The sequence below is a fragment of the Microvirga massiliensis genome, assembly GCF_001006805.1.
Taxonomy (GTDB): domain Bacteria; phylum Pseudomonadota; class Alphaproteobacteria; order Rhizobiales; family Beijerinckiaceae; genus Microvirga; species Microvirga massiliensis.
In genome coordinates, this window is the sequence record NZ_LN811363.1 from 152305 (window position 1) to 175388 (window position 23084).

The 23084-nt window shown below is 61.2% G+C and carries 17 protein-coding genes and 3 pseudogenes; 7 read left to right on the plus strand and 13 right to left on the minus strand.

The features are described from left to right. The 4 genes from BN1233_RS45220 to BN1233_RS33070 all read right to left on the minus strand — a co-directional run. A partial coding sequence (locus tag BN1233_RS45220; RefSeq protein ID WP_082145809.1) for a methyltransferase domain-containing protein occupies nucleotides 1-830 on the minus strand: 830 nt, incomplete at its 3' end. After that, complete coding sequence (locus tag BN1233_RS33065) at nucleotides 742-1644, minus strand: hypothetical protein (RefSeq protein ID WP_048709763.1); 903 nt, start codon at nucleotides 1642-1644, stop codon at nucleotides 742-744. The genes BN1233_RS33065 and BN1233_RS45220, both read right to left, overlap by 89 nt. Before the next feature lie 474 nt (nucleotides 1645-2118). Beyond that, nucleotides 2119-2820, minus strand: a complete 702-nt coding sequence (locus BN1233_RS51330; protein WP_082145797.1) for a protein-L-isoaspartate O-methyltransferase family protein — start codon at nucleotides 2818-2820, stop codon at nucleotides 2119-2121. Next, nucleotides 2807-4354 (minus strand): hypothetical protein, encoded by a 1548-nt coding sequence (locus BN1233_RS33070; protein WP_046867887.1) that lies wholly within the window; start codon nucleotides 4352-4354, stop codon nucleotides 2807-2809. Before BN1233_RS33070 ends, BN1233_RS51330 begins: the two co-directional genes overlap by 14 nt. 817 nt (nucleotides 4355-5171) lie before the next feature. On the opposite strand from BN1233_RS33070, the gene BN1233_RS33075 reads away from it, so the two are divergent. The 3 genes and pseudogenes from BN1233_RS33075 to BN1233_RS47680 all read left to right on the plus strand — a co-directional run. After that, nucleotides 5172-5537, plus strand: a complete 366-nt coding sequence (locus BN1233_RS33075; RefSeq protein WP_046867888.1) for a hypothetical protein — start codon at nucleotides 5172-5174, stop codon at nucleotides 5535-5537. A 199-nt stretch (nucleotides 5538-5736) separates the two neighbouring features. Further along, nucleotides 5737-6644 (plus strand): annotated as a pseudogene (locus BN1233_RS33080) (IS256 family transposase); the annotation flags it as partial. 57 nt (nucleotides 6645-6701) lie between these two features. Next, nucleotides 6702-6824 (plus strand): annotated as a pseudogene (locus BN1233_RS47680) (IS3 family transposase); the annotation flags it as partial. A 127-nt stretch (nucleotides 6825-6951) separates the two neighbouring features. Here the strand turns inward: BN1233_RS47680 and BN1233_RS33090 are convergent. Further along, a protein-coding gene (locus BN1233_RS33090) for an IS3 family transposase (RefSeq protein WP_425311764.1) occupies nucleotides 6952-8084 on the minus strand; the annotation gives its coding sequence in 2 pieces (ribosomal slippage) (nucleotides 6952-7835 and nucleotides 7835-8084; 1134 coding nt in all). 78 nt (nucleotides 8085-8162) lie between these two features. On the opposite strand from BN1233_RS33090, the pseudogene BN1233_RS50130 reads away from it, so the two are divergent. Next, nucleotides 8163-8300: pseudogene (locus BN1233_RS50130) on the plus strand (IS3 family transposase); the annotation flags it as partial. Nucleotides 8301-8546: 246 nt separating this feature from the next. Here the strand turns inward: BN1233_RS50130 and hpnR are convergent. Beyond that, nucleotides 8547-9920 carry a hopanoid C-3 methylase HpnR gene (hpnR, locus tag BN1233_RS33100; RefSeq protein WP_197094631.1) on the minus strand — a complete coding sequence of 458 codons (1374 nt, stop codon included), beginning with the start codon at nucleotides 9918-9920 and terminating at the stop codon, nucleotides 8547-8549. 252 nt (nucleotides 9921-10172) lie between these two features. On the opposite strand from hpnR, the gene ispH reads away from it, so the two are divergent. Both ispH and hpnH read left to right on the plus strand, forming a co-directional pair. Then, nucleotides 10173-11102: a 4-hydroxy-3-methylbut-2-enyl diphosphate reductase gene (ispH, locus tag BN1233_RS33105; RefSeq protein ID WP_046867891.1), complete on the plus strand. Its 930-nt coding sequence runs from the start codon at nucleotides 10173-10175 to the stop codon at nucleotides 11100-11102. Between the two features lie 53 nt (nucleotides 11103-11155). Continuing rightward, nucleotides 11156-12304 (plus strand): adenosyl-hopene transferase HpnH, encoded by a 1149-nt coding sequence (hpnH, locus tag BN1233_RS33110; RefSeq protein ID WP_046867892.1) that lies wholly within the window; start codon nucleotides 11156-11158, stop codon nucleotides 12302-12304. Here the strand turns inward: hpnH and BN1233_RS45230 are convergent. From BN1233_RS45230 to dxs, 7 genes are all read right to left on the minus strand, one after another. Beyond that, nucleotides 12227-12943 carry a phosphorylase gene (locus BN1233_RS45230; protein ID WP_074078417.1) on the minus strand — a complete coding sequence of 239 codons (717 nt, stop codon included), beginning with the start codon at nucleotides 12941-12943 and terminating at the stop codon, nucleotides 12227-12229. The genes hpnH and BN1233_RS45230 overlap by 78 nt on opposite strands. A 95-nt stretch (nucleotides 12944-13038) precedes the next feature. Then, on the minus strand, nucleotides 13039-15006 hold the full coding sequence (gene shc / locus BN1233_RS33120) for a squalene--hopene cyclase (RefSeq protein WP_046867894.1): 1968 nt from the start codon (nucleotides 15004-15006) through the stop codon (nucleotides 13039-13041). Further along, nucleotides 14957-16303, minus strand: a complete 1347-nt coding sequence (gene hpnE, locus BN1233_RS33125; RefSeq protein WP_063776741.1) for a hydroxysqualene dehydroxylase HpnE — start codon at nucleotides 16301-16303, stop codon at nucleotides 14957-14959. Before hpnE ends, shc begins: the two co-directional genes overlap by 50 nt. Beyond that, entirely contained in the window at nucleotides 16303-17130 is an 828-nt protein-coding gene (gene hpnD / locus BN1233_RS33130) for a presqualene diphosphate synthase HpnD (RefSeq protein ID WP_046867895.1), read from the minus strand. Before hpnD ends, hpnE begins: the two co-directional genes overlap by 1 nt. Next, nucleotides 17127-18011 carry a squalene synthase HpnC gene (gene hpnC, locus BN1233_RS33135; protein WP_046867896.1) on the minus strand — a complete coding sequence of 295 codons (885 nt, stop codon included), beginning with the start codon at nucleotides 18009-18011 and terminating at the stop codon, nucleotides 17127-17129. The genes hpnD and hpnC overlap by 4 nt, the downstream gene beginning before the upstream one ends. Beyond that, nucleotides 18008-19189: a glycosyltransferase gene (locus tag BN1233_RS33140; protein ID WP_052764034.1), complete on the minus strand. Its 1182-nt coding sequence runs from the start codon at nucleotides 19187-19189 to the stop codon at nucleotides 18008-18010. Before BN1233_RS33140 ends, hpnC begins: the two co-directional genes overlap by 4 nt. A 587-nt stretch (nucleotides 19190-19776) precedes the next feature. After that, a complete protein-coding gene (gene dxs, locus BN1233_RS33145; RefSeq protein WP_046867898.1) occupies nucleotides 19777-21708 on the minus strand; it encodes a 1-deoxy-D-xylulose-5-phosphate synthase in 1932 nt (643 codons plus the stop codon). 335 nt (nucleotides 21709-22043) lie between these two features. Between dxs and BN1233_RS33150 the strand changes: the two genes are divergently transcribed. Then, nucleotides 22044-22604 (plus strand): DUF2147 domain-containing protein, encoded by a 561-nt coding sequence (locus BN1233_RS33150; RefSeq protein ID WP_048709771.1) that lies wholly within the window; start codon nucleotides 22044-22046, stop codon nucleotides 22602-22604. The last annotated feature ends 480 nt before the right edge of the window (nucleotides 22605-23084 follow it).

Here is a 23084-nt window from a genome sequence, read left to right on the forward strand (position 1 = left end):
CAGATCTTGCGAGCCGCTGCCAAAACCATAGATACATGCGCGAAGAACAAACCGTAGTCTCGTCCCACTCCAAGCCCATGCCACCATTGTGCACCCTCAGCCGTGCTTATCCGGCCTGCGGCAATACCACGCTGTATAGCAGGTCTTAGCAGAAATTCCACTGCATCGAATGACAGTGGAAGGTTGTAGGTCTCGAATATTCTGTTCGATACCGCCAAGTTCGCTAGAAGAGCAGGCAACTGACGACCAGAGAATGGATTCGCGAACCCAAGTACGTGTTCGGCAACTATTCGTCTTTCTAGCCAGGGATCCGGCGAGGCTACCGACAACGAAGCCCAGTCTGTATCGATGATTACGAGTCTCCCTCCTGATTTCAGGATACGCTGGATCTCACGACCAACCTCGTAGGTTCCGGGCCACGTCACGTGTTGCAGAACGCGCTCGCAATATACGGCATCCGCACTCTCGCTTCCAAGATTAATATAAGTCGCGTTACCGACTACATGACGGGCGATCGCGCCGACGCCTGCAGCCGTGGCAAGTCGGTTTGCTTGCTCTATCATATGTAAGTCGCCATCGATGCCCACGACTGCTCCTCCGGGACCGACAAGCCTTGCCAGTTCAATCGTATCAATCCCTGGTCCGCACCCCACGTCAACAACTGTATCGCCAGCTTGGATCTGCAATAGCTCATGGCCTCGCGTCTTCAACGCTCGTACAGCCGGTGTCTGCGCTGTTGCTCTAAGATAGTCTGGATCTATTCTCCGGATCATACGCGACCCCGCTCTTATCCGGCACCCCCACGGATGTGATGGTCTCAGAGCTCCCATGCACCTTATAAAAACGCTCAAACATCACTAGCACTCCTAGTGGTCCTGTCGGGCCGTAAAAAACACTGTGCTTTGAATGTGCCATCGTCGTTTCAGGAACGCCGCGTCTATTAATAAATGTCACCCGTTCGCTGCTCGGTACTTGCTCCTGGATAATCCAGCGCTCACCGGCTGAATATCTCTTAAGCGCCTCGTAAAGATACGCCTCGCACGCCTTACCTGAGAGTTTGCCCAGATGGAACACGGCCCGACTCCCCCAGTTCCGGGAAACGTCCGATCCAGCGTACTTCAGAAAGTAGTCCCGCGCTTTGCGCGGCATTGCCGCGAACTGTTCGATTGTTGCCCACTCCCCCCCGCTTAATCGAACTCCGGCCGGGGTAACCATGGTCGTATACGGAAAAAGGAGCCGCACGTCGTCCGGGAAGTGAGCTCGCGTCTCGTCCCAAAACGGCAATGCCAGCGCAAGCTTTTGATCAAAAACTGCCACTGGCGGAAGATCATAGACCGACTTCCCTTCAACAAGCTGGGCAAGACGCTCAGATGCGAAATTTTCAGTTAGCAAACTCCAGAAGTCATGAGCGCGCACGAAATTGCACTCTCGCGGAGATATATCCGGGTCAAAGCCGAAATAGCGCACTGAAGACCGCACTCGTTGAATAAAGAAACGCTCCCCAGCCGGATGAGATGAATTGTCAAGTAGATGATGAACAATAGGCTCAGATATGCAGTGCCGGCGGAGCGCGTCCACGAAATTTTTCGACAAACTGGTCGCTGACTGTACCGCAGTGTTGCCCTGACTGGAGTAGTACTCCATTAGGATCTCATGGACGCCCCAAAGAGAACCAGGGCATTGTACCTCCACAATCCTGCCGTTGCAGGTTTGATCGGTTCGAAAGAAAATAGGAGTGTGGACACATACCTCCCGTTGGCTTTGATGATGTAGCCATCCGAAGTGGTGCGGCAGGTGATCAAGAAAGCTTTGAGCCACGACGGGAGAGGTTGTGCCCGAGATGCTCGCGGAGAGTAACTCCAAGCACCCTTGCTGCCACGCCTTTATAGTACGATATCGTTGAGCATAGAGTTTCCCTACCTTTCCGCTCACAACGTATGGAGATTGCGTAATCAGCCCGGTGAAGGCCGCAGGCGAGCGCGTAACATCTTCGCTCAGGCATGCGATTTCACGATAAATGTCATGCCCGGCCCCTATGCAGTTGCCGGAAGGCAGGCAAGGATTCTGTCTACCCAAGTCCGACTTGCTGTTCGGAGGAAGCTGCCCCATGGTGGGTTCCTATAACCAATCCCCGGCTTGCGGCATGCAGCACGGGCCGAGGTCAACCGCATCGCTAATCTCGTTGGAAGCCTTGGCGTATTTTATGAGGCGTTGTGAAGAGTCAGCCATTATTGTCGGCGCTACCAGCACGCCACCCGCACGGACGTGGTTCCCAAAGAGTTTCACAGGGCACGCCGTTGCTACATTTGACAGGACTACGTCAAAGGAGTCAGTAACACCGCTAAGCAATCGACTCGCGACAGCAGTTGTGACGTGCGAGGCTCCCAACCTTTTAAGTCGCTCCGCTGCGAGGTAAACGCATCCCGGCGATACATCTACACTCGCTACATGCGTGTGTAGTGCAGCAAGGAGAGCTGTTTGAAAGCCGGTCCCAGTACCTAGCTCCAGGATACGCTGACCCGGTTCTCGATTGATCGCAGTAACCATGCGGGCGACAGTACTTGGCGCAATCAGCCACGCCCCGCCAGCCCAGAGGCTAAGATCAAGGTAAGCCACTCGCCACCTGTGAAGCGGCGCGAATGCATGCCGGGGGACTAGAGCAAAAGCGCAAATTACGTCCTCGTTGATCCGATGTCTTCGCAGTCGTTCACACATAAGTGCACGTGCCAGCGGCAGATCCGGAGCACCGATACTGTGCAGGAGCGATCCTGGATCTAGAGCGGCCGAATTATGCGTGGATTCATCTCTACGCACTTGCATAGCTTTGATCGAAGCGTTTGGCCGTGTGTTGAGCCATCTTGTCGTCACCTCGAAAGAGAACCTGGGTAAGTGTTCGGACAACAGTTCTGGCTGCTAAGACGTCGCGTCGATGGAACAAGTGGTAGTGGTTCTGCAGAACTCTGATGTCATCCCTCCCGAGTTGGAGATGTAAGTTCAGGTAGGCCGGGTCCTCGTCGATGAAGACGCCGGTATCAAGATCAGGGAATTCAGCAAGCAATGTGACGTTATTCTCCCCTAGCGTATATAAATGCCCTGGCTGCCAGCGGCTCACACCGGGATGGTGGTAATCATGAAGGAATCGCAAGTCTCGCCATGTTGCAAGTTGTGAGCCTACAATGCCTGCAAACCATTCTATGTATTCAATATCTGAAATTGTGCCCGAAGATGCCTGTGTCTCCGCGGAAAGGCGGCTTTTTGCGAGGTCCACAAGGAGCGGCGCATAATCGTCGATCGCCTGCTGGCGAGCTCTCACAATGAGAGAGGTCCAGTCGTGTGTCTCGTAGCTACCGGAGTGACTTAAGAGCTCTCGGAGAGCCTCTTGCGACGGCATTTGCTGTTCAAGTGCTACTGCTAGCGCCTCGTCATCAAACAACGTTCGGCTCGCATTCAGATCGCAACCGAATTTCATGGCTTTAGCCTTGCGTTCGATGTAATCGAATACGAGAGGCGTATGCTGAATACTATGCATGCAACAAATTAGCGGGTCAAGCTGCTTCACGCGAAAGGCACATCGAAAGGCTCGGGCTATCAGTGCTGCGGGTGACGTCGCTCCATCCGGCATCTCGATGCCATCGTCTTCTAGCTGAAAGATTGCAGTAACGAGGCCAGCCCTGCAACCGTGTTGCTCGAGCCGTTCGGCTGCCGCCTTGCGGTGCAAAGCCCGCACGAGCGAGGCCTTTCCGTCAATCTTTCGACCAATCTCAACGTACCCACCCTCACTGAAGGGTGTTAAACCAATACCTAAAACGGTATAGTCATAGTATGTGGTCTCTCCACCGAGCTTGACCTCGTCAACAAGGCAAGCGCGACCAACACCAACCTCTACAAGCCGAGGCTCCAGCGAGGTGCTAGCCGTATTCGTCGTGCAGCGTCGTCGACACAGGGCCTGAATGATTTCGGCTGAGGAATCCTCCGCTTTCGTTGGAGCTAACCGAGGATCGAGATAGACAAGCTTTGCATCTGGGATGAACTCGGTTTCGATCGAGATCGGGGTATCGAAAAGTTGTGGGAGGAGGGGCCGTAGCGATGGGTCTTCGGTCTTGCCTACCGCTGTCGTCCGAGATGGGACGGAAACGGCCTCGGTATCGCTCGCCCGTTGATGGGCGATCAGGAGCCAAGCTTGGGCGGTGCTATGCCAGTTCGGACACCGTGCATTCGCTTGGAGGAGAAACGAATCAAAAATTTTGTATTCGCCCGTGCCACACACTCCAAGTGCCACATGTGCAAGAACATCTTGACAGCCGGCAAGGTTGTCAGCTCGGTATCTTGCCGCCGCGGAATGGAACGCGTCCATGACAGTCCTGCGATCAATAGTTGCTTCGGCCGCGCTGCCAAGAAGTATCTCTGATACCAGCTGGAGACCGGGCGAACAGGATCTACTCTCGGCAATGCTGAATGCGAGAGGAGCTGGCGGCAGGTTCGACCTGCGGGCTGAATCGTCTGGGGGTGGGGATTTCCTCGACGAGCTGGTTATGTGACCCCAGTAAGCACCAGACCCAGTCGCCAGCTGGACGCCATGTGCGCAAATATTCGGGCCAAGGGTTGGTGCAAAGATGAAGGCAGGCCGAAGATGCACCGTAGCCTCAACCAAGCAACTCTCTCCGTTAAAGTAAACTTCAGGCGTTTCAACAACAACCGCTCCGTTCTTTAGACTACATCTCCTCCAGGGAGCAGCCAAAACTCGGAATCCTGCTCCGACCGTCAACTTGGCGAGATCGTTTACCGACCGAGTATCGCAAAGAATAAGCGCGGTGTGGCGATGCACACGAACCTCCCCTGATGACCGAATTTATGCTCACTTGAAGCATTGCCCGGAAAGGCGGGTTTTGGCAGAATTATGCCGACTGCTCGGACCAAACGACCCGGCGAGGGAGTATACAATGGTCTCCGACAATGAGACATCCAGCAACCCTCAAGCTGGTGGAAACGCAGGAGGGGAGTCTCCGGCCGATACTCTGCAACGGAGTGAGGTACGGTGGCGTAGACAGCTACAGACCTCAGCTATGGAGCATCGCGCACGTTTAGCGTCAAGCTATGCCGAGTACGCTAGTGAACTCGGCCGGATCATTGGAGAGGTCCTACGTCGAGAAGCTGCGCTGGCTGCAGAAGATATGACAGATGTCACATCTGAGCATCAAGCTGAGATTGCGCGGTCTCTAGTTGACGCTCGGCGTACCGGGTCCGACCGCGCCCAAGCCGCGGCACGAAAGCTTGCAGAAGAGCAGTACCGCTCGTACCTTGATATGGTCGGCGCTCAACAGAAAGCCTTTACTGAATACCTGCAAGGGGTTTCGGGCGTGGTTGGTATCACTGGTGACTTGGGTGTTGGCGGCACCCCACTTTCAGTTGGGGGAGATGAGGGCGTTGCGCGTCGTGATCCCTGGCAAGAGATGTTCATGGGGCTCTATGGCGGGCTGAACCTCGCGCCATTTGGAATCCCTGGTTTCTCTCCAGGTTATGGCTTCTATTGGCGCTAAATCTTTTATTGGCGCTAAATCTTTCCGATCTTGCTTAAACGTGGAGTTAGTCCTCGCGCCTTCTCCTGACCTGACTGGGTGGAATTGGACCAGGGTGATTGAGAGCTATGGCGGAATGTGGGTGATGACGGTGTGAGGAGGGCGGCGTATCGAGGCGGGTGTCGAGCCTGCCAGAATCTCTCGAGGAGAGCGATGCGCCATGAGCGAACCTACCAACGTCTTCCGCTTTCGTCAGCCCGATGCAATCGACGATTCCCTGACCGAAATCCTGCGCACCGGTGCGCGCCAGCTGCTCGCGCAGGCCATCGAGCTCGAAGTCGAGGCCTATCTCGCCAGCATGCGCGCCCTGAAGCTGCCGGATGGACACGAGCGTCTGGTGCGGCATGGCCACGGGCCTGAACGCACGATCCAGACCGGGATCGGCCCGGTGGCCGTCAGCCGGGTCAAGATCCGCGAGCGCGGCGCCACCAGCGATGCGGATCGGATCCGCTTCACCTCGCCCTTCTGCCGAAATGGGCGCGCCGGACGAAGAGCCTGGATGCACTGCTGCCGCTCCTCTACCTGCGCGGCGTCTCGACCGGCGATTTCCAGGAGGCGCTCTCGGCTCTGCTCGGCAAGGAGGCTCCCAATCTCTCGCCCTCGGTGATCTCCCGGCTAACTGGCGAATGGCAGGCCGAGTACGAGCGCTGGCAGGCGCGCGATCTCTCAGCGCGACGGTATGTCTATGTCTGGGCCGACGGCGTCTATCTCCAGGCTCGCACGGAGGGGCATGCCGAATGCATGCTGGTGCTGATCGGCGCCACGCCGGAGGGTAAGAAGGAACTGGTCGGCTTCCAGACCGGCGTGCGCGAGAGCGCGCAGAGCTGGCGCGAACTGCTCGTCGAGATCAAACGGCGGGGGCTGTCGATTGCGCCTCACATTGCCGTGGGTGATGGGGCGCTCGGCTTCTGGAAGGCGCTCGACGAGCTCTTCCCGGGCACCCATCATCAGCGCTGCGATGTGCACAAGAGCGCCAACGTGCTCAACACGGCGCCGAAGTCGGTGCAGCCGGGCCTGAAGGCGGCCCTGCGCGACCGGGCGCCCACGAAGGCAGAAGCCTGGTCTGCCCCCTGAGAAGTGGTCCTCCCTGATGTATGGCTTTTGAGCCGGATGGAGGACGAGAGAATGAGCAAGAGACGACACACGGCCGGAGAGATCGTCGCGAAGCTGCGGCAGGTGGATGTGCTGACGGCACAGGGCCAGACATTTGCAGAGGCGATCCGCTCGATCGGCGTGACGGAGGTCAGCTCCGGGATGAGCTTCTCAATGGCGAGATCTTCTACACGCTCAAGGAGGCCCAGATCGTGATCGGACTGAGGTGGCTCGGTTTGTCTGAACAGCTAAACGCGCTGGCTAAGTGGAGCGTCTGCCGGGTTCATGCCGCGGCGCGGCGCGGCTGGGTGAAGTAGGCCTGATCGGGTGCTCGCCGGTCAAGGCTCGCGTGAGATCTGCGGGTATTGTAGAAGCTCAGATATTGGCTGAGCGAGGACCGTGCATCGGCGCCGCTGCCGTAGGCATGCAGATAAACCTTCTCATACTTGACCGTCCGCCATAGCCGCTCGACGAAGATGTTGTCGCGCCAAGCGCCTCTGCCGTCCATGCTGATGGCGATCTCGCTCTGGATCAGAACGTCAGTGACGGCAGCACTGGTGAACTGGCTGCCCTGGTCAGTGTTGACGATCTCGGGCTTTCCGTACCGGGCGAGTGCCTCATCCAGTGCCTCGACGCGGAACGCCGCTTCCATGGTGATCGACAGCCGCCAGCTGAGCACGCGTCGGCTGTACCAATCGACAACAGCCGCGAGATCAACAAAGCCACGTGCCATGGGGATGTAGGTCAGATCCATGGCCCAGACCTGATCGGGCCTGATGACCTCAAGATCGCGCAGCAGATAGGGATAGACCTTGTGCCCCGGTGCCGGCTTGGTGGTGCGCGGCCCGCGATAGAGCGCTTCGATCCCCATCTTCTTCATCAAGGTCGCGATATGCAGCCGGCCGACCTGGATGCCTTCGCTGGCAAGCAGATCACGCAGCATACGGCTGCCGGCAAACGGATATGTCAAATGCAGTTCGTCGATGCGCCGCATGATTGCCAGATCGGCGTCCGAGGTTGCACACGACTGATAGGAGACGCTGCCGCGGCTGATGCCCAAGAGCTTGGCCCGGGCGGATATCGGCAAGGCATGCGTCCGGTCGATCATCGCTTGGCGCTCGACAACAGTCCGGCCTTGTCGAGCGCGCCTGATAAAAAATCGTTCTAGAGCGTCAGCTCGCCGATCTTGGCATGCAGCGTCTTCACGTCGACCGCCGGCATACTCGGCTCAGATCGCTCGCCGCCGAACCCGTCGGCGGCACCGTCCAAGAGCTGGCTCTTCCACGCGGTGATCTGATTGGGATACACATCGAACTGCTGCGCCAGCTCGACCAGCGTCTTGTCACCGCGGATGGCAGCCAAGGCCACCTTCGCCTTGAAGGCCGGCGAGTGGTTGCGGCGGGGTCGCTTGCTCATCGTCTCTCCTGTTCGGCAGCCATTCTGGCTGCTCTCAGGCAGAAACTCCACTCAACCCACTGTCCAAATTCACCGGGCCATCTCTATTCCGCCCGCCCACATTCATCGCTGGGCTATAAACCACCCGCACCAGAGGCAGTGCTATGGCCGGCGGCGCAACCCCAACCAGCGCCGCCGGCCGCTCCAGCCGTAGCGCCAAAACCAATCATGCACTAACATTGACAGCGGACCAACTCCATGGGAGCTGGCCAAGTTACAGCCAAAGACAGTCTGTTATCGCTGGTGTGGCAATAAGGTCAGGACGGAGCGGTTCCCGTGCGGGTTTCGTCCACAAAGCGCTCGGTATGGTCGTCGAGCGCGCTGCGTCCCTGACGTCCCCGCGGTCGGTGAATGTAGAGCATCCTGGGATCGGCCCGCTCCTGCTGGACCGGCGGCAGCGCGATCTCGTAGCGAACTGGACGCTCATGGTCGGCCAGTTGCAGAACTGGATCGAAGACACTGTTGAATTTGAGCAGCATACGCAGGAAGTTTGTCTGCCCCTGCAGAAGGTGCCGGACCGTTATTCCTGCCGTCTGTGCCAGGGTTTTCCAGCCGAGATGCTTTTGGTTCAGGATGCGTTGCGTTTTCACCAACTCGGCGTAAAACTCCGCGAGGGGGAAGTACCGCATGCTGGATGTCGAAGAGCCGGTAGTCGCGGGTCTGCAGGCTTCGCGCCTCCGTGCGCCAAGTCTCGGTCCCAGGATAGGGCGTGCTTACACTAATATTCACAATCTCGGGAACCTCCAGGCACCAGCGACGGACAACCTCGAAACGGTCGCGGTCCCAGTCGGGCTCGGCAATCAGATTGATCGCGACTGTGATTCCAAGCGAGCGCGCGAACTCGAGCGCCTCGAAATTCTTGATCAGGCTGGTGCGCTTGCGATAGTGCTTCAGCCCTTCCTCATCGATCGCCTCAAGTCCGATAAACAAATACGTGAGGCCGAGACCTGTCCAGAATTTGAACACTTCCTTATTGCGCAGCAATACGTCACCGCGCGTTTCAAGATAATATTCCTTCTTGATGCCCTTGCTGGCGAGTCGCTCTCCGATCTCGAAGCCATGCTTGGCCTGCACGAAGGCAACGTCATCAACGATGAAGATGCCGGGCTCCCGGATCGCGGAAAGTTCCTCGACTACCCGGTCGGGGCTCATGGCCCGGTAGCTGCGGCCGTAGAAGGTCCATGCGCTACAGAACGTGCAGTCCCATGGACAGCCGCGCGTGAACTCGACTGAGGCGCAGGGCTCCAGAACACCGATGAAATATTTGCGGCGATGGCGCAGGAGATCCCGCGCGGCACGTGCATCATCGAGATGAGCGACGAAGCGCGGTGGCGGACCCTCTCCGTCTATTACAACGGCCCCAGGCACCGTTGCGACGGCCGCGCGGTCGTCTGCTGCGGCCTCGAGCAACTCCCCAATACTGGCTTCGCCTTCGCCCCTGAGAACGCAGTCAACCGCGCCTTGCGCATGTTCGAGGATTTCGTGGGCCGTGAATGACGCGCTGTGCCCGCCAACCACGACGAAGCAGTTTGGTAGCTCCGCCTTGGTGGCCTTGGCGAGATCAACGATTTCCGGAACATTCGCCAGGTAGTTGCAGGAAAAGGCGACGGCGCCGGGCCGCCAATCCCGTATCAAGCGGAAGTAGTCGGAATGGCTCTCGACCTGCAGGTCGATCAGCCTCACATCGTGCCCATTCGCGCGTGCCGCGGCAGCCACGAGCTCCAGTCCCAGAGGCTCAAGCCTCAGGAAGATCCTGGTGTACATGAGGCCACTCGGATGGACAGCGAGTAGCTTCATGGCTCTCTCCCTCGCTCAGCCGTCAAAGCGGCGCCGAATTCCCACAGGGCTGCGAACATGCTATAATGGCATTCTGTGGCCCATTTATCAGATCTGGCCCCGATTCTATATAGTCTCTAAAGCCCTGATTGCTTGGGTCAAGTGAACTTTGGGCGCCTGCTTGACTATACACCGTGAGCAAGTTGAGGCTTTACCATAGTGGACGGACTGGTGGGGACCGATCAGAGGCCTTAGCGTTAGAGGACAGGGGACATGAAGGTTGTCCTCGCACAACCCCGCGGTTTTTGCGCTGGCGTAGTCCGCGCCATAGACATCGTAGAGCGGGCACTCGTGAAGTATGGTGCTCCCATCTACGTTCGTCACGAGATCGTCCATAACCGCTACGTCGTCGAGAGCTTGGAGCGGAAGGGCGCTCGTTTTGTCGAAAACCTCGATGAGGTTCCCGACGGGGCCGTCGTGATCTTCAGCGCGCACGGCGTGTCCCGCGCCGTAGTCGCGGAAGCGCAAGCCCGTCGTCTTCCAACGCTCGACGCAACCTGTCCGTTGGTGACCAAAGTCCACAATCAAAGCCGACGCTATGTTGCGCAAGGCCGCACGCTCGTGCTCATCGGCCATGCTGGACATCCTGAGGTCGAGGGGACTCTCGGACAGATCGATGGTCTGGCCGCTCATCTCGTGCAGACTGAGGCGGATATCGAGATGCTCGACGTTCCGACTGACACTCCCATTGCCTACGTGACACAGACGACCCTGAGCGTCGACGATACCCGTTCGATCATCGCGGCGCTGATGCGCCGTTTCTCCGACGTGATCGGTCCCGAGACGCGGGACATCTGCTATGCCACGCAGAATCGACAGATGGCGATGCGTGAGCTTTGCCGTATCGCCGATCTCGTCCTTGTGGTCGGCGCACGTAACAGCTCCAATTCTAACCGTCTGCGCGAGATTGGCGTGGAGGCCGGCGTGTCGAGTTACCTGGTCGCAGACGGCACTGACATTGACCCGGCATGGCTGTGTGGAGCCAAGGTCGTCGGCGTGACGGCCGGCGCTTCAGCGCCCGAGGCGCTCGTCGAACGCGTTATCGAAGTCCTCCGCCGCATGGGTCCGATTGAGGTTTCAGTCCTCCCGGGCGTTGAGGAGCACATCAATTTCCGCCTGCCGGCGGAACTCGCAAGCGTTTAAGGCATCGCCGCGACGCGGAAGCCGCAGCCGCACGTCCAAGCAAGGAGCTGCCCGTGGGCATTCCTGTTCGCCAGGTTATCTCGATCGGCAGCTACATCCTCCGCCAGGAGCTCGCAGGCCGAAAACGTTATCCGCTGGTGCTCATGCTCGAGCCGCTGTTCCGCTGCAATCTGGCCTGCGCGGGCTGCGGCAAGATCGATTACCCGGACACGATCCTGAACAAGCGGCTTTCGGTTGAGGATTGCCTCGCGGCCGTCGACGAGTGTGGCGCGCCTGTCGTCGCTATCGCAGGCGGTGAGCCACTCCTGCACAAGGAACTGCCGAAGATCGTCGAAGCTGTCATGGCGCGGCGCAAGTTCGTCATCGTCTGCACCAATGCGCTGCTGCTCGGGAAGAAGTTGGACCAGTACCGTCCAAATCCCCGCCTCACATGGTCGATTCACCTCGATGGCGATCGCGAGATGCACGATCGCTCGGTCTGCCAGGCGGGCGTCTACGATCGTGTGGTCGCCGCCATTACCCAGGCCAAGGCCAGGGGGTTCCGCGTCACAGTCAATTGTACCCTCTTTAAGGGAGCCGACGCCGAGCAGGTCGCTTTCTTCTTCGATACAGTGACGAAGATCGGGGTCGACGGTATTACCGTCTCGCCCGGCTATGCCTACGAGCGAGCGCCAGACCAGCAGCATTTCCTCAATCGGAAGGCGACCAAGGACCTGTTCCGCGGCATCTTCCGGCTTGGTAGGGGGGGGAAGCGCTGGGCGTTCAACCAGTCGCGGCTCTTCCTCGACTTTTTGGCCGGTAATCAAAGCTATCAGTGCACCCCCTGGGGCAACCCCACCCGCACCGTGCTGGGCTGGCAGCGCCCCTGCTATCTTCTGGGCGAGGGTTACGCCAAGACTTATCAGGAGCTGATGGGGGAGACCGACTGGGACTCCTACGGCACCGGCAATTACGAGAAATGCGCCGATTGCATGGTCCATTCCGGGTATGAGGCATCCGCAGTTACGGAGACGATCCGCCGCCCGTGGAAGGCCGCTCTGGTCGCCCTCAGGGGCGTACGAACGGATGGGCCAATGGCGCCCGAGATCCCGCTCGACGGGCAACGGCCGGCGCAGTTCGTGTTCTCACGCAACGTCGCTGAAAGGCTCGCCGAGGCCGGTCAGTCCCAAGCCGGGTCCGAGAAGCGAGCGACAATGCCGTAAGCTCGCGAAGGCTGCCGATGCATCGCTCGCCAGGCACGGCAGCGCGGTAAGTTGCGTGGGCTGCCGCACGACTTGGCGCAGCAGGCTTGCGAAATCCACACGTCCGTCGGGACGCAAAGCCTCTCGAGCAAGTGGCGGCAGCACTCTATGGGCTGGATCGCAAACGGCCCGGATCGCCGCGAATGGTAGCCCGTGTGCGGCGGCGAACGCGGCAGCGACATGCGATTCCAAATCGACTACCGCGGCTCCCGTTGCAGAATGCAGAGCAGCCTTCTCAGCAGGGGACATCAAAAGAGCTTCCCCAGCCGCGATTCCGGCTAAGATCATGCGATGGCGGCCCTTCGAGAGGCATCGAACCCAAGCGCGAATAAAGGCCGGGTGCGCCGGCCAGTGGCCATCCGCAGCAGCAATGCCGGTCGCTACTACGACATCGCCTGGTGCGAGAGCCGGGTCGAGCCCGCCGGCAATTCCGAAGCTGACTACTGCGCGACAGGAAGGCGCGTGGTCGCCGAGCGCTATCCGCAGCCGCGTCGGCGAACTACCGGCGCAGACCGTGACAATGTCAGATCCGGCCGCCAGACGCGCTTCGCGTGCAAGCCCGGTGGCGACGAGAACAGGGAGCGGGCGATCGGAACTCATGCGGGCAGCCTGAGACTTTTTCCTTTCCGATTGCGAGCAGCCGGTCTCAGCAGTAGCTGAACGGGAGGGCCGGTCGACGATAACTGCTATTGGCGTTACATGCCCAGCCTAACTGTGCCGTTGCCGCGCTTGATGTTGCGGTAGCGCACGAGCGCCCAGAGCGGGAAGTATTTGGGATAGCCGTGATAGCGTAGGTAAAAAACCCGCGGGAAGCCAGTTGCGGTGAACCGTTCTTCGGGCCAGAACCCATCTGGCCCTTGTGTGCGCATCAGGTATCCGATTCCGCGCATCACGGCGGGATGGTCGATCTCGCCAGCCGCCATCAGGCCGAGGAGAGCCCAGGCGCTCTGCGATGCCGTGCTCGGGGCTGGCTCGTAACCCCGGTAGTCGAGGCGGTAGCTGTCTCCGTCCTCGCCCCAGCCCCCATCTGTGTTCTGGATCTGGAGAAGCCACCTCACTGCGCGGCGCATCGCCTGCGAGTGCGGATCGACTCTCACCACGTTGAGCGCGCAGAGCGCTGACCAGGTGCCGTAGATGTAATTCATGCCCCAGCGGCCAAACCAGCTGCCGTCGTTTTCTTGCTCTGCCAAGAGATACGCAAGCCCGCGCGCCAGCGCGGGGCTCGATCCCGGTCGCTCGCCAAGTTGGGCAAGCATGGAAATGCAGCGCGCCGTCACGTCGGCGGTGGGAGGATCGAGCAGGGCACCGTGGTCCGCGAACGGAATATGATTGAGGTACTCGGCGGTATTGTCCACGTCGAAGGCGCCCCAGCCGCCATTGTGGCTCTGGAGGCCTTCGACCCACGCGCGACCGCGCGCTATCGGCTTGTTGAAATCCGTCGCCTCCATCCGGCCAAGGCACGCCTGGGCCCGATGCATGGCCATGATCACCACCGCGGTATCGTCGAGATCGGGATAGTGCGGATTGTTATACTGAAAGGCCCAGCCTCCGGGCGGCACACCCGGACGCTTCGTCCACCAGTCGCCCGCGACACCGAGAACCTGGCGCGGTATCAGCCAAGCGAGAGCCTGGCGCGCCTGCGCCAGTGCTTTCTCGCTGCCGACCTCGAGCAAGGTGTGGCAGGCAAGCGCCGTATCCCAGACGGGCGAGAGGCATGGCTGGCAATAGGCCTCGTCCCCTCGCACGACGAGCAAGCCGTCGATCGCTGTGCGAGCCATGGCGACCTGACAGTGGTCGCGCTTGTAGCCGAGAGCGTCATACATCATGACGGCATTGGCCATAGCTGGGAAGATGGCGCCGAGCCCGTCGCATCCATTAGCGCGCTCAGCGACGAAGGCGACTGCCGCCGCGATGGCGCGCTGACGTAAGCCTTTCGGAAAGAAGGGCTCAACCACGCGCAGGATGGCGTCGATGCCCGCGAAGACCTGTGCCCACGGCCATTTCTGGTGTGGCCCCTTCGGCCAATCGCGTTGCTGCTCCGGTGGGATCGTGAAGAGTTCCCCGATACCGATGCCACGTGGATTACGGGCGCGCGGTTTCAGGGCCTGCAGGACCATGAGCGGCACGAGAACCGTGCGGGCCCAGTATGAGATCTTCGAGAGATGGAACGGAAACCAGCTCGGCAGGAGCATGATTTCTACGGGCATGATAGGGACGGCATGCCAGGGGATCTCGTCGTAGAGCGCGAGTAAGGTACGTGTGAAGACGTTGCTTTTCGCCGCTCCTCCATGGGTCAGGATCAGCTCGCGAGCCCGTCGCATCGGCAGCGCATCGGGCGCCTCGCCGATAATCTTCAGGGCGAAATAAGCCTTCACGCTGGCGCTCAAATCGAAGGAGCCATCCTGGAACAGGGGCCAGCCCCCATCGCTCCTCTGAATACGGCGAAGATAAGCCGCGATCTTCGCCTCGAGCGTGGGATCTGCCTCGCCGAGATAGTGCTGCAAGAGGATGAACTCGGCTGGGATGGTCGCGTCCGCCTCAAGCTCGAAGCACCAATGGCCGTCAGTTCGGGCCGAATCGAGCAGAGCACCGGTCGCTGCATCGATCCGCGCGTCAAGGAGATCGGACAGTTGATCGGGGCGATCGCAACGGATGTTGTCCATGTGCAAGACCGAAACCCTGTTTGGCCGCTTCCGCTTGCAGCTGCTTTGCAGCAGACGCCCCGGACAATGCAGATGCAGCCGCATACCCCGATCGGACCGCGCCTTCGATGGTGGCGGGCAGACCGGTGGCTGTCCAGTCCCCGGCGAGCACGAGATCGCGGAAGCGGGTTCGCGCGGTCGGGCGTTTGGAGGCCTCGATTGGAGTCGCCGCAAAAGTTGCGCGTCGCTCCTTCACAATCTGCCAGGGCGGAAGATCATAGGGGAGCCCCGTGAGAATCGAAACCTCGCGCCAGATGGCTCTCGCGAGGGCCCGCCGCGGCTCGTCGAGGAGGCGGTCGGCATTGCTAATGGTGACCGAGAAACGGTTCGGATAGGCGAAGTGCCACTCGGTGAGGCCGTGAATGATCCCGAGGACCGGCGGCACGTCCGGCGGTGGCTCGACCCGGAAATGGGCATTCACAATGGCGCGGGAGCTAGCCGGTGCCTGCAGGCCCGGGATGAGATCGGGCGCGACCCAAGCCGGGACTGCCAGCACGACTGCATCTTGAGGCCCGATCGCGATCCGCACGTTCCCGAAATCGAGCTCCTTGGGCCGATCCTCCGCTAAGCCAATGGCGCGCAGCCGCCAGCCGAAATGAAATGAAGCGCCCTTCGACACGAGGAACCGAAGGGCCGGTTCGACGAAGGTCGCGGAAAGCCCCGCCATGGCGATCAGCGGCCGACAAGCGTGTCCCCCTGCGACCAGCGTCTCACGCAAGATCTGCGCGGCCAGTCCCGCGGCAGCTTCGCTCGGCTCGGTGTTGAGAGCCGCCAAAAGCACTGGCCGCCAAAGGCGCTCGTACAAAGGCCCGGCGCAGACCATTGCTTCGCCGACGGTTGTTGAAGACGGGGCGCGCAGGATCCTGATCGGTGCAAAGTAATTCCATGCCCGGCTGCCCGGGACGCGACGTCGTGCGTCTAGAATCCACCAGGGCAACCGACCATTGTTGAGCCGCAGAGTCCAGCGACGGCCGGTGGCGAGATCGGCGAATGGAAAGTTAGCCGCGTCGGGCCCGCTCAGCCCGACGGGCGATCCGATGCGGGCGAGAAAATCGAGCGCAGCCCAATTGCCGGACAGGAGCAGGTGGTTGCCATTGTCGATCGTGATACCGAGAGCTGTGTCGAGATAGGACCGGCAGCGTCCGCCGGCGATCTTGGCCGCGTCGTAGACCGCGACCTGCCGTCCAGCCTCGGCCAGGCGCACCGCCGCGCTAAGGCCGGCAAGGCCGGCGCCGACGATATGCACCGTGGTCGCCATTAGATCACGCCGTAGCGTAGAATCGCCGCAAAAAGACGTAGCCGGCCTACATGGACAGGCTCGCGCGGGGGATCCCATCCACGCGTCACCAATTCCTCAAGGAGGGTACCATATGCAGCTGCCATCAGCCGAGGGGCGCGCACCAGAGCGCGAGGGCATGCCAGCATAATTCTGTCCGCCTCGCCGAAATGGCCAGCCGCTCGCTTCACCACGCTGGTGCATACCTCGCCGATCCGCGGGTGAACGAGGACGACTTCGGGAGCATCCTCAGTGATGCCCGCCTCGACAAGCGCTTCCCGGGGAAGATACAGGCGGCCAAGGACTGCATCCTCATCGAGGTCGCGCAGTATGTTGGTGAGCTGCAGGGCTCGGCCAAGATGATTGGCCAGCGCATCGGCGTGTTCGGATTCGAGCCCGAAGATCCGTGCAGACAGCCTCCCGACGGCACTCGCCACCCGGTCGCAGTACAGCTCGAGCGTTGCCCAATCCGGTGCTCTGAGACGCCCCGCTACGTCCATTTCCATCCCCTCGATAACAGCGAGAAAATCCTGCTGCTGCAGCCCGAAGCAGCGGATCGGCAGAGCCAGGGTCGATAGCCGCTCGGACGGCCGCCCCGCAAAGAGATGCTCGATCTCGATGCGCCAGTTCTCGAGTTCCCGCATTCGCTCGTCCGGCGGGCCGATGCTGTCTGCGACGTCATCGACGGCGCGGCAGAACGCATAGAGCGCGTACATGGCCTTGCGCCGGGGCCGCGGCAGGACCCGCATCGCCGTGTAGAACGAGCTGCCCGTAGGCTGCTGCGTTCCGGCATTGTTTGCGGCGGTCATGATGCCTGCCTTCCCGACAGGAGTCGCGCGCAGCCCCGTCGGACTATGCGTTCGACGAGGCCTCTTGTCACGCCAAGCATGGCCGTGAACGCAAATCCGGCCCTGCCGAGTTGAACTGGCTCGCTCAACGGATCGCGCCGGCGCAAACGAACGAGGAGAGTGGCGGCCAGACGCCGGATCGCCGCCACCTCGAGGCCGAGTCGCATGTCCGCGATGAGACCCGGGAGGGGTGCGCTCTCGTCGAGGAGTTGCGCCGCCCGATCAGCGAGATCGGCAATGCAGGCACGCAGCTGAGGGCACGCCCTTGTGGCGCAGAGCGCCTCGACGCTGATCCCGTAGGTTGCGAGGAAGTCGGCCGGCACATAAACGCGATCGAGAGTGCGGTAATCTTTGCCGCAATCCCGCAGATGGTTGATCACCTGCAAGGCGGCGCAAAGCGCGTCCGAGGCTGGCCATGTGCAAGGCGGTTCGCCATGCACGTCAAGCACGAAGCGGCCAACCGGCATCGCCGACAGGGCACAATAGCTCATCAGATCGGGCCAGTCCGCATAGCGGGTCTTGCGAACGTCAAGACGAAACGCTTGGAGCAGGTCGAGAGCATGACGCACCGGAAGGTCCCGCTCGACCAGCCACCTGCGCAGCGGCTCAGCTTCCGGAGCGGTGGGACCTCGTCCCGTCAGCGCGTGCTCGAGATAGTCGAGGAGTGCGAGCTTCTCGTCTGACGGCAAGGTCGGATGATCGGCGACGTCATCGGCCGCACGGACAAAACGGTAGAAGGCGAGGATGGGAGGGCGATGGCTCGGTTGAAGGAGTCGCGAGGCAACGGGAAAGTTCTCGTCGCGGTGCGACTTGCCTGAGCAAGCTTCCGACGCCGTGATCATCGGTTGTGCGCGCCTCGCGATTCGGCCGCCTGAAATCGACCCTTCCATGCTCCGCCCCGGCCTCGCCAGTGCTGGAGAGCCGAGTCCGTCGTGAACACCATGTACATGCCGGCGATCAAAGGCAGCGCCAGTGACCAGATGGGCCTCAAAGCATAAAGCCGCAGGGTCGGCTGGAACGCAAATGCCATGAGCGCCCAGGCCGCAACACCGACCCACCGCGCTGCGCCGACTGTGCAAAGGGCGGTTAACGGAGGCGTCAGATAGACCAGCGCCATTGCGGCTAGCGTGGCGGCTAGACGCAACGGTGAGTAACGCAGTTGGGCATAGGCCGAACGAGCGACCATGCGGCGGATATCGCCTAGCGCCGGATACGCACGGTGGCTGCGAATTTTCTCGGTCAGGCCAAGCCAGATCGGGCCTTGGCCTTTCATGAGCATGGCGAGCGCGCAGTCATCGATCAGGGCATCGCGGATCGCCGCCAGCCCTCCGGCACGCAACAGCGGGTCCCGCCGCACCAGCATGCAGCCACCCGCAGCTGCGGCTGTCCGCCGGGCTGGGTCGTTGACCCATGCGAACGGAAAGAGCTTCTGGAAGAAGAAGACGAATGCCGGGATGGAGATCCGCTCTGCGAGACTCTCGCAGCGAAGCTTTGCCATTAGGGAGATGAGGACGGCCTCACGCGCGCAGGCTGCAGCTACGAGCCGCTTGAGGACGTCAGGTGCATGAACGATGTCTGCGTCGGTGAAGAGAACGAAATCCGGGGGGTCGGCTTGCAGGCCCGCATACGCGAGGCCCTGCTGCATTGCCCATACCTTGCCAGTCCAGGCCGGCGGCAGATCGGTGCCGCGGATCACGGTTAGGCGATCGCCGCCCCCCGCGTGGGAGGCGACCGCCTCGGCCCTTGCGGCCGTGCAGTCAGTGCTCTGATCATCGACGAGAAGAATTGTGAATCGCGCCGGATAACGTTGTTGCAGCAGAGAGTGGATGCTCTGCTCGATCCCATCGGCCTCATTGCGTGCCGGCACCACCGCAATGACACTCGGCCAGCGCCCCGCAAGCTCGCAGTTCGGAGCGAGATTATCGTCCTGCTCGGCACAGAGCCAGAAATGACCCCGGCAGATCAGCAAGTAGAGCCAGACAGCAAGCGAGATGCTACCGGCCACGAGAGCGGCGCTCACGGCAGGTAGTCGGCCGCACGGAACCACACGACGGGATCTGCGGTCCCTCCCGATAAGGCCTCGCCTGACAGCCGGACTCGTGCCATGCCTTGGCTTTGGCGAAGAACCTGTGGTGGCGGGCCATGCGAAGGCCATCGGGCGCCGCGAATGGCGTCCAGCCAGTGCCCTTCGCCACTGCCTCTGCCCCAATGGTGGGGTAGATCAGGGCGCGCGGCAGCTTTGACTTGGGCGGAGGACGGCCCATCAAAGCAGCGATTTCTGCAAGCATTATCGAAAGGGAGATGTTCTGCCCGCCGACGATATAGCGTTCGCCAATCCGGCCGCGGAAGAGGGCCGCGGCGTGGCCGATCGCGACGTCGTCGACATGGACGAGGTTGAGACTGGTGTCGGGCCCTGTGCAGGGAGGGCCGCAGCCATCGCGGCGCGGTCACGTAGGGCGCCCTGGACGAGAGTGACTCCGCCTTGCGGCAGGTGGGCGCGCGAGCTGAATTTTCGCCGCCTGGATGATAGCACATCGGTGCATGCAAGAGCGTCGAGGCCCTTAAATCCATTCAAATACCACCGGAATGAGCTGTAGGTCCACGGCCCTAGCTCTTCGCGCGCCGCTTGGTAGAGTGGCCGAGCCTCGTTTCCCGGCCGAGGACCTCGAAGACCTTGGTGACGATGCCGGCCGCGTCGAGGTGCGCCCGTGCGTACATGCGCTCCGGCTTGTCGTGGTCGATGAAAATGTCGGGCAGCACCATCGTCCGAACCTTCAAGCTGCCGCGATCGAGCGCGCAGCGTTCGGTGAGCAGCTGCAGCACGTAGGATCCGAATCCGCCGACCGAGCCCTCCTCGATTGTGATCAGCACTTCGTGCTCGCGCGAGAGCCGAAGTACCAGCTCCTCATCGAGCGGCTTGGCGAAGCGCGCGTCGGCGACCGTCGTCGAAAGGCCGCGGCTCTCGAGTTCCTCCACGGCCTGGAGGCACTCAGCAAGGCGCGCCCCGAGCGACAGGATCGCGATCCGCGTGCCTTCGCGCAGAACCCGACCCCGCCCGATGGCAAGGGGCACACCACGTTCCGGCAGGTCGATTCCGACGCCCTCGCCGCGAGGATACCGGAAGGCGATCGGGCCCTCGTCGTAGGCGGCCGCCGTCGCCACCATGTGCACGAGCTCGGCTTCATCGGCGGCGGCCATCACGACCATGCCGGGCAGGCAGCCGAGATAGGTGATGTCGAACGAGCCCGCATGAGTCGGCCCGTCGGCGCCCACGAGGCCTGCCCGGTCAAGGGTGAAGCGCACCGGGAGCTTCTGGATTGCTACGTCGTGCACGACCTGATCATAGGCCCGCTGCAGGAAGGTGGAGTAGATCGCGCAGAACGGCTTGTAACCCTCCGTCGCCATGCCGGCCGCGAAGGTGACGGCGTGCTGCTCGGCGATGCCGACATCGAAGGTCCGTGCCGGGAATTCCTTGCCGAAGAGATCGATGCCCGTCCCCGACGGCATGGCCGCTGTGATGGCGACGATCCTGCTGTCCTTCCGCGCCTCCTTGATCAGGCTCTCGCCGAAGACCTTGGTGTAGCTCGGCGCGTTCGTCTTGGGCTTCGCTTGGGCGCCCGTCACGACGTCGAAGGTGACGACGCCGTGATACTTATCGGCCGAGGCTTCGGCGGGGGCATAACCCTTGCCCTTCTGCGTCACCACATGGACGAGCACCGGGCCAGTATCGGAGTCCCGTACGTTCCTGAGGATCGGCAAAAGGTGATCGAGGTTGTGCCCGTCGATTGGGCCAACATAGTAGAACCCGAGTTCCTCGAAGAGCGTGCCGCCGGTCCAGAACCCGCGGGCGAACTCCTCTGCCCGCGCCGCCTTCTCGTAGAAAAATTCTGGCAGCTTCTTGGCAAGCTGCTTTGCGGCCTCGCGCAGGCCCCGATAAGTGCCGCCCGAGACGAGCCGCGCGAGATAAGACGACATCGCGCCCACCGGCGGCGCGATCGACATGTCATTGTCGTTGAGAATCACGATGAGGCGCGAATGCCTGGCACCTGCGTCATTCATCGCCTCGTAGGCCATTCCGGCCGACATGGCGCCGTCGCCGATGACGGCGATGACGTTGTTCGACCGGCCATCGAGGTCCCGCGCGACGGCCATGCCGAGGCCGGCCGAGATCGAGGTCGAGGAATGCGCCGCGCCGAAGGGGTCGTATTCGCTCTCGGCGCGCTTCGTGAAGCCCGACAGGCCGCCACCCTGGCGCAGCGTCCGGATGCGGTCGCGGCGGCCGGTGAGGATCTTGTGCGGATAGGCCTGATGGCCGACATCCCAGACCAGGCGATCCTCGGGAGTGTCGAACACGTAATGCAGCGCCACCGTCAGCTCGACCACGCCGAGCCCGGCGCCGAGATGTCCGCCGGTAACCGAGACCGCGCTGATCGTCTCGGTGCGAAGCTCGTCGACGACTTGCCCAAGCTGGCTTTCGGGCAAGTTGCGCAGGTCCTTCGGGGTGCGGATCGTGTCGAGGAGAGGTGTCGGAACGGACAAGGTCTCAACCCGCGCTAGCCGGAGGGCACAGCAAACCTCATTCAACGTGATCTGAAATCGTATGTTCTGGCAAGTCTTTCTGCAGCGCCCCCGTGCGAAGTGAAGCCCGCTCGCCTGTATGAGCAGGAAGTTTCATCCAGCGATGGGATTGTGTGGCTGTCGGGAACTCGTCTGAGTGGCCCATAGTTGATCATGTGGCCGATCAGCCCGTCTGGCGAGTGTGTGAGTGAAGCGGTGTCGGTCCGATACTCGACAGACCTGGCTCGCAGTACCGGGCAGCGTCGCTTCTCGCCAGATCCAAAGCACGGGCGGCACACGCCATCGGAGCAAACGGCATGATTGCTTCCGCGCTCGATCGCCGGAATTCTGCAGCCAGCCGTGCGGACAGTCCGCACCTATTCGCAAGACGGCTGATCGGCACTCTCGGGGCATTGGTTGCCGCCGGAACTGGAACTGCACCAAGTCATGCGATCGTGCTGGAGGATATCACTGGTGTTTGGCTCACCGACGGTAATGAGGCGGCGATCGAGATCAAGTCATGCGGCGAACAGCGCTGCGGTCGTGTCGCCTGGATGAGGGACCCGGTCGGCGACGACGGACAAGTCCCGACGGACCGTCGCAATCCCGATCCTAGCTTGCGCTCGCGTCCGATCTGCGGCCTTACAATCATCAGCGGGCTCAAGCCTCAGGACGATGGATCCTGGGGTCAAGGGCGGGTCTACAATCCAGATAGCGGCAAGACTTACGACTTGGAAATCCGGCGTACGTCGCCTGAGATCCTGAGGATTACTGGCTACGTGGGATTGAAGTTCCTGGGCCAGTGGATGGACTGGCGCCGGGCACCGAAGGATCTCGGCACGTGTAGCAAAACGATGCTACAATCGCCCAAGCGATGAGCCTGCCTTGACTCGGCCATCGCCGATAGCGGTCGGGTGCACAAGCGAATGACAACCTCCGCGAAGCTGGAAGGTCAGGAGGCGACGTAGGTATCAAATCAGCAGCGTTTCCGCCGAAGTCTGCGAAATGAATTGGAGAGATGGATCAACAATCTGCCCGGCGCAACTACAAGGCTCAGTGCCACTTTCGCCGGACGTCTTCCCGGTAGTCAGCCCCGGATGCGCGCGGACACATATGCTGGCCGAGGGCGCAACTGCTCCGCTTAAGGCGCCGAATGCGGTGATGCAGCTCTCACGTTCGCCGCTTTGACGCTCCATCTTGCGACGCACGACTGGCCAAACATGATGACATGTTTCGGAAGTCGCCTAATCGCAGATTACGATGTCGAAGCAGACAAGGAGCGCAGCGCGGGGAACTCAGGACCTGACCGAACTCGGATTCTGCAGGCAGCGCGCGATGCCTTACCTCAAGCAAGCCAT

Bases quoted from the DNA above. Each gene is read 5' to 3' on its own strand.
- hpnD (WP_046867895.1), bottom strand. From the start codon at position 17,130: ATGACCGCCGCAAACAATGCCGGAACGCAGCAGCCTACGGGCAGCTCG.
- BN1233_RS33070 (WP_046867887.1), bottom strand. From the start codon at position 4,354: ATGGACGCGTTCCATTCCGCGGCGGCAAGATACCGAGCTGACAACCTT.
- shc (WP_046867894.1), bottom strand. From the start codon at position 15,006: ATGGACAACATCCGTTGCGATCGCCCCGATCAACTGTCCGATCTCCTT.
- BN1233_RS33075 (WP_046867888.1), top strand. From the start codon at position 5,172: ATGACAGATGTCACATCTGAGCATCAAGCTGAGATTGCGCGGTCTCTA.
- hpnC (WP_046867896.1), bottom strand. From the start codon at position 18,011: ATGATCACGGCGTCGGAAGCTTGCTCAGGCAAGTCGCACCGCGACGAG.
- ispH (WP_046867891.1), top strand. From the start codon at position 10,173: ATGAAGGTTGTCCTCGCACAACCCCGCGGTTTTTGCGCTGGCGTAGTC.
- BN1233_RS45230 (WP_074078417.1), bottom strand. From the start codon at position 12,943: ATGAGTTCCGATCGCCCGCTCCCTGTTCTCGTCGCCACCGGGCTTGCA.
- BN1233_RS33065 (WP_048709763.1), bottom strand. From the start codon at position 1,644: ATGGAGTACTACTCCAGTCAGGGCAACACTGCGGTACAGTCAGCGACC.
- hpnE (WP_063776741.1), bottom strand. From the start codon at position 16,303: ATGGCGACCACGGTGCATATCGTCGGCGCCGGCCTTGCCGGCCTTAGC.
- hpnR (WP_197094631.1), bottom strand. From the start codon at position 9,920: ATGAAGCTACTCGCTGTCCATCCGAGTGGCCTCATGTACACCAGGATC.
- BN1233_RS33150 (WP_048709771.1), top strand. From the start codon at position 22,044: ATGATTGCTTCCGCGCTCGATCGCCGGAATTCTGCAGCCAGCCGTGCG.
- BN1233_RS51330 (WP_082145797.1), bottom strand. From the start codon at position 2,820: ATGCAAGTGCGTAGAGATGAATCCACGCATAATTCGGCCGCTCTAGAT.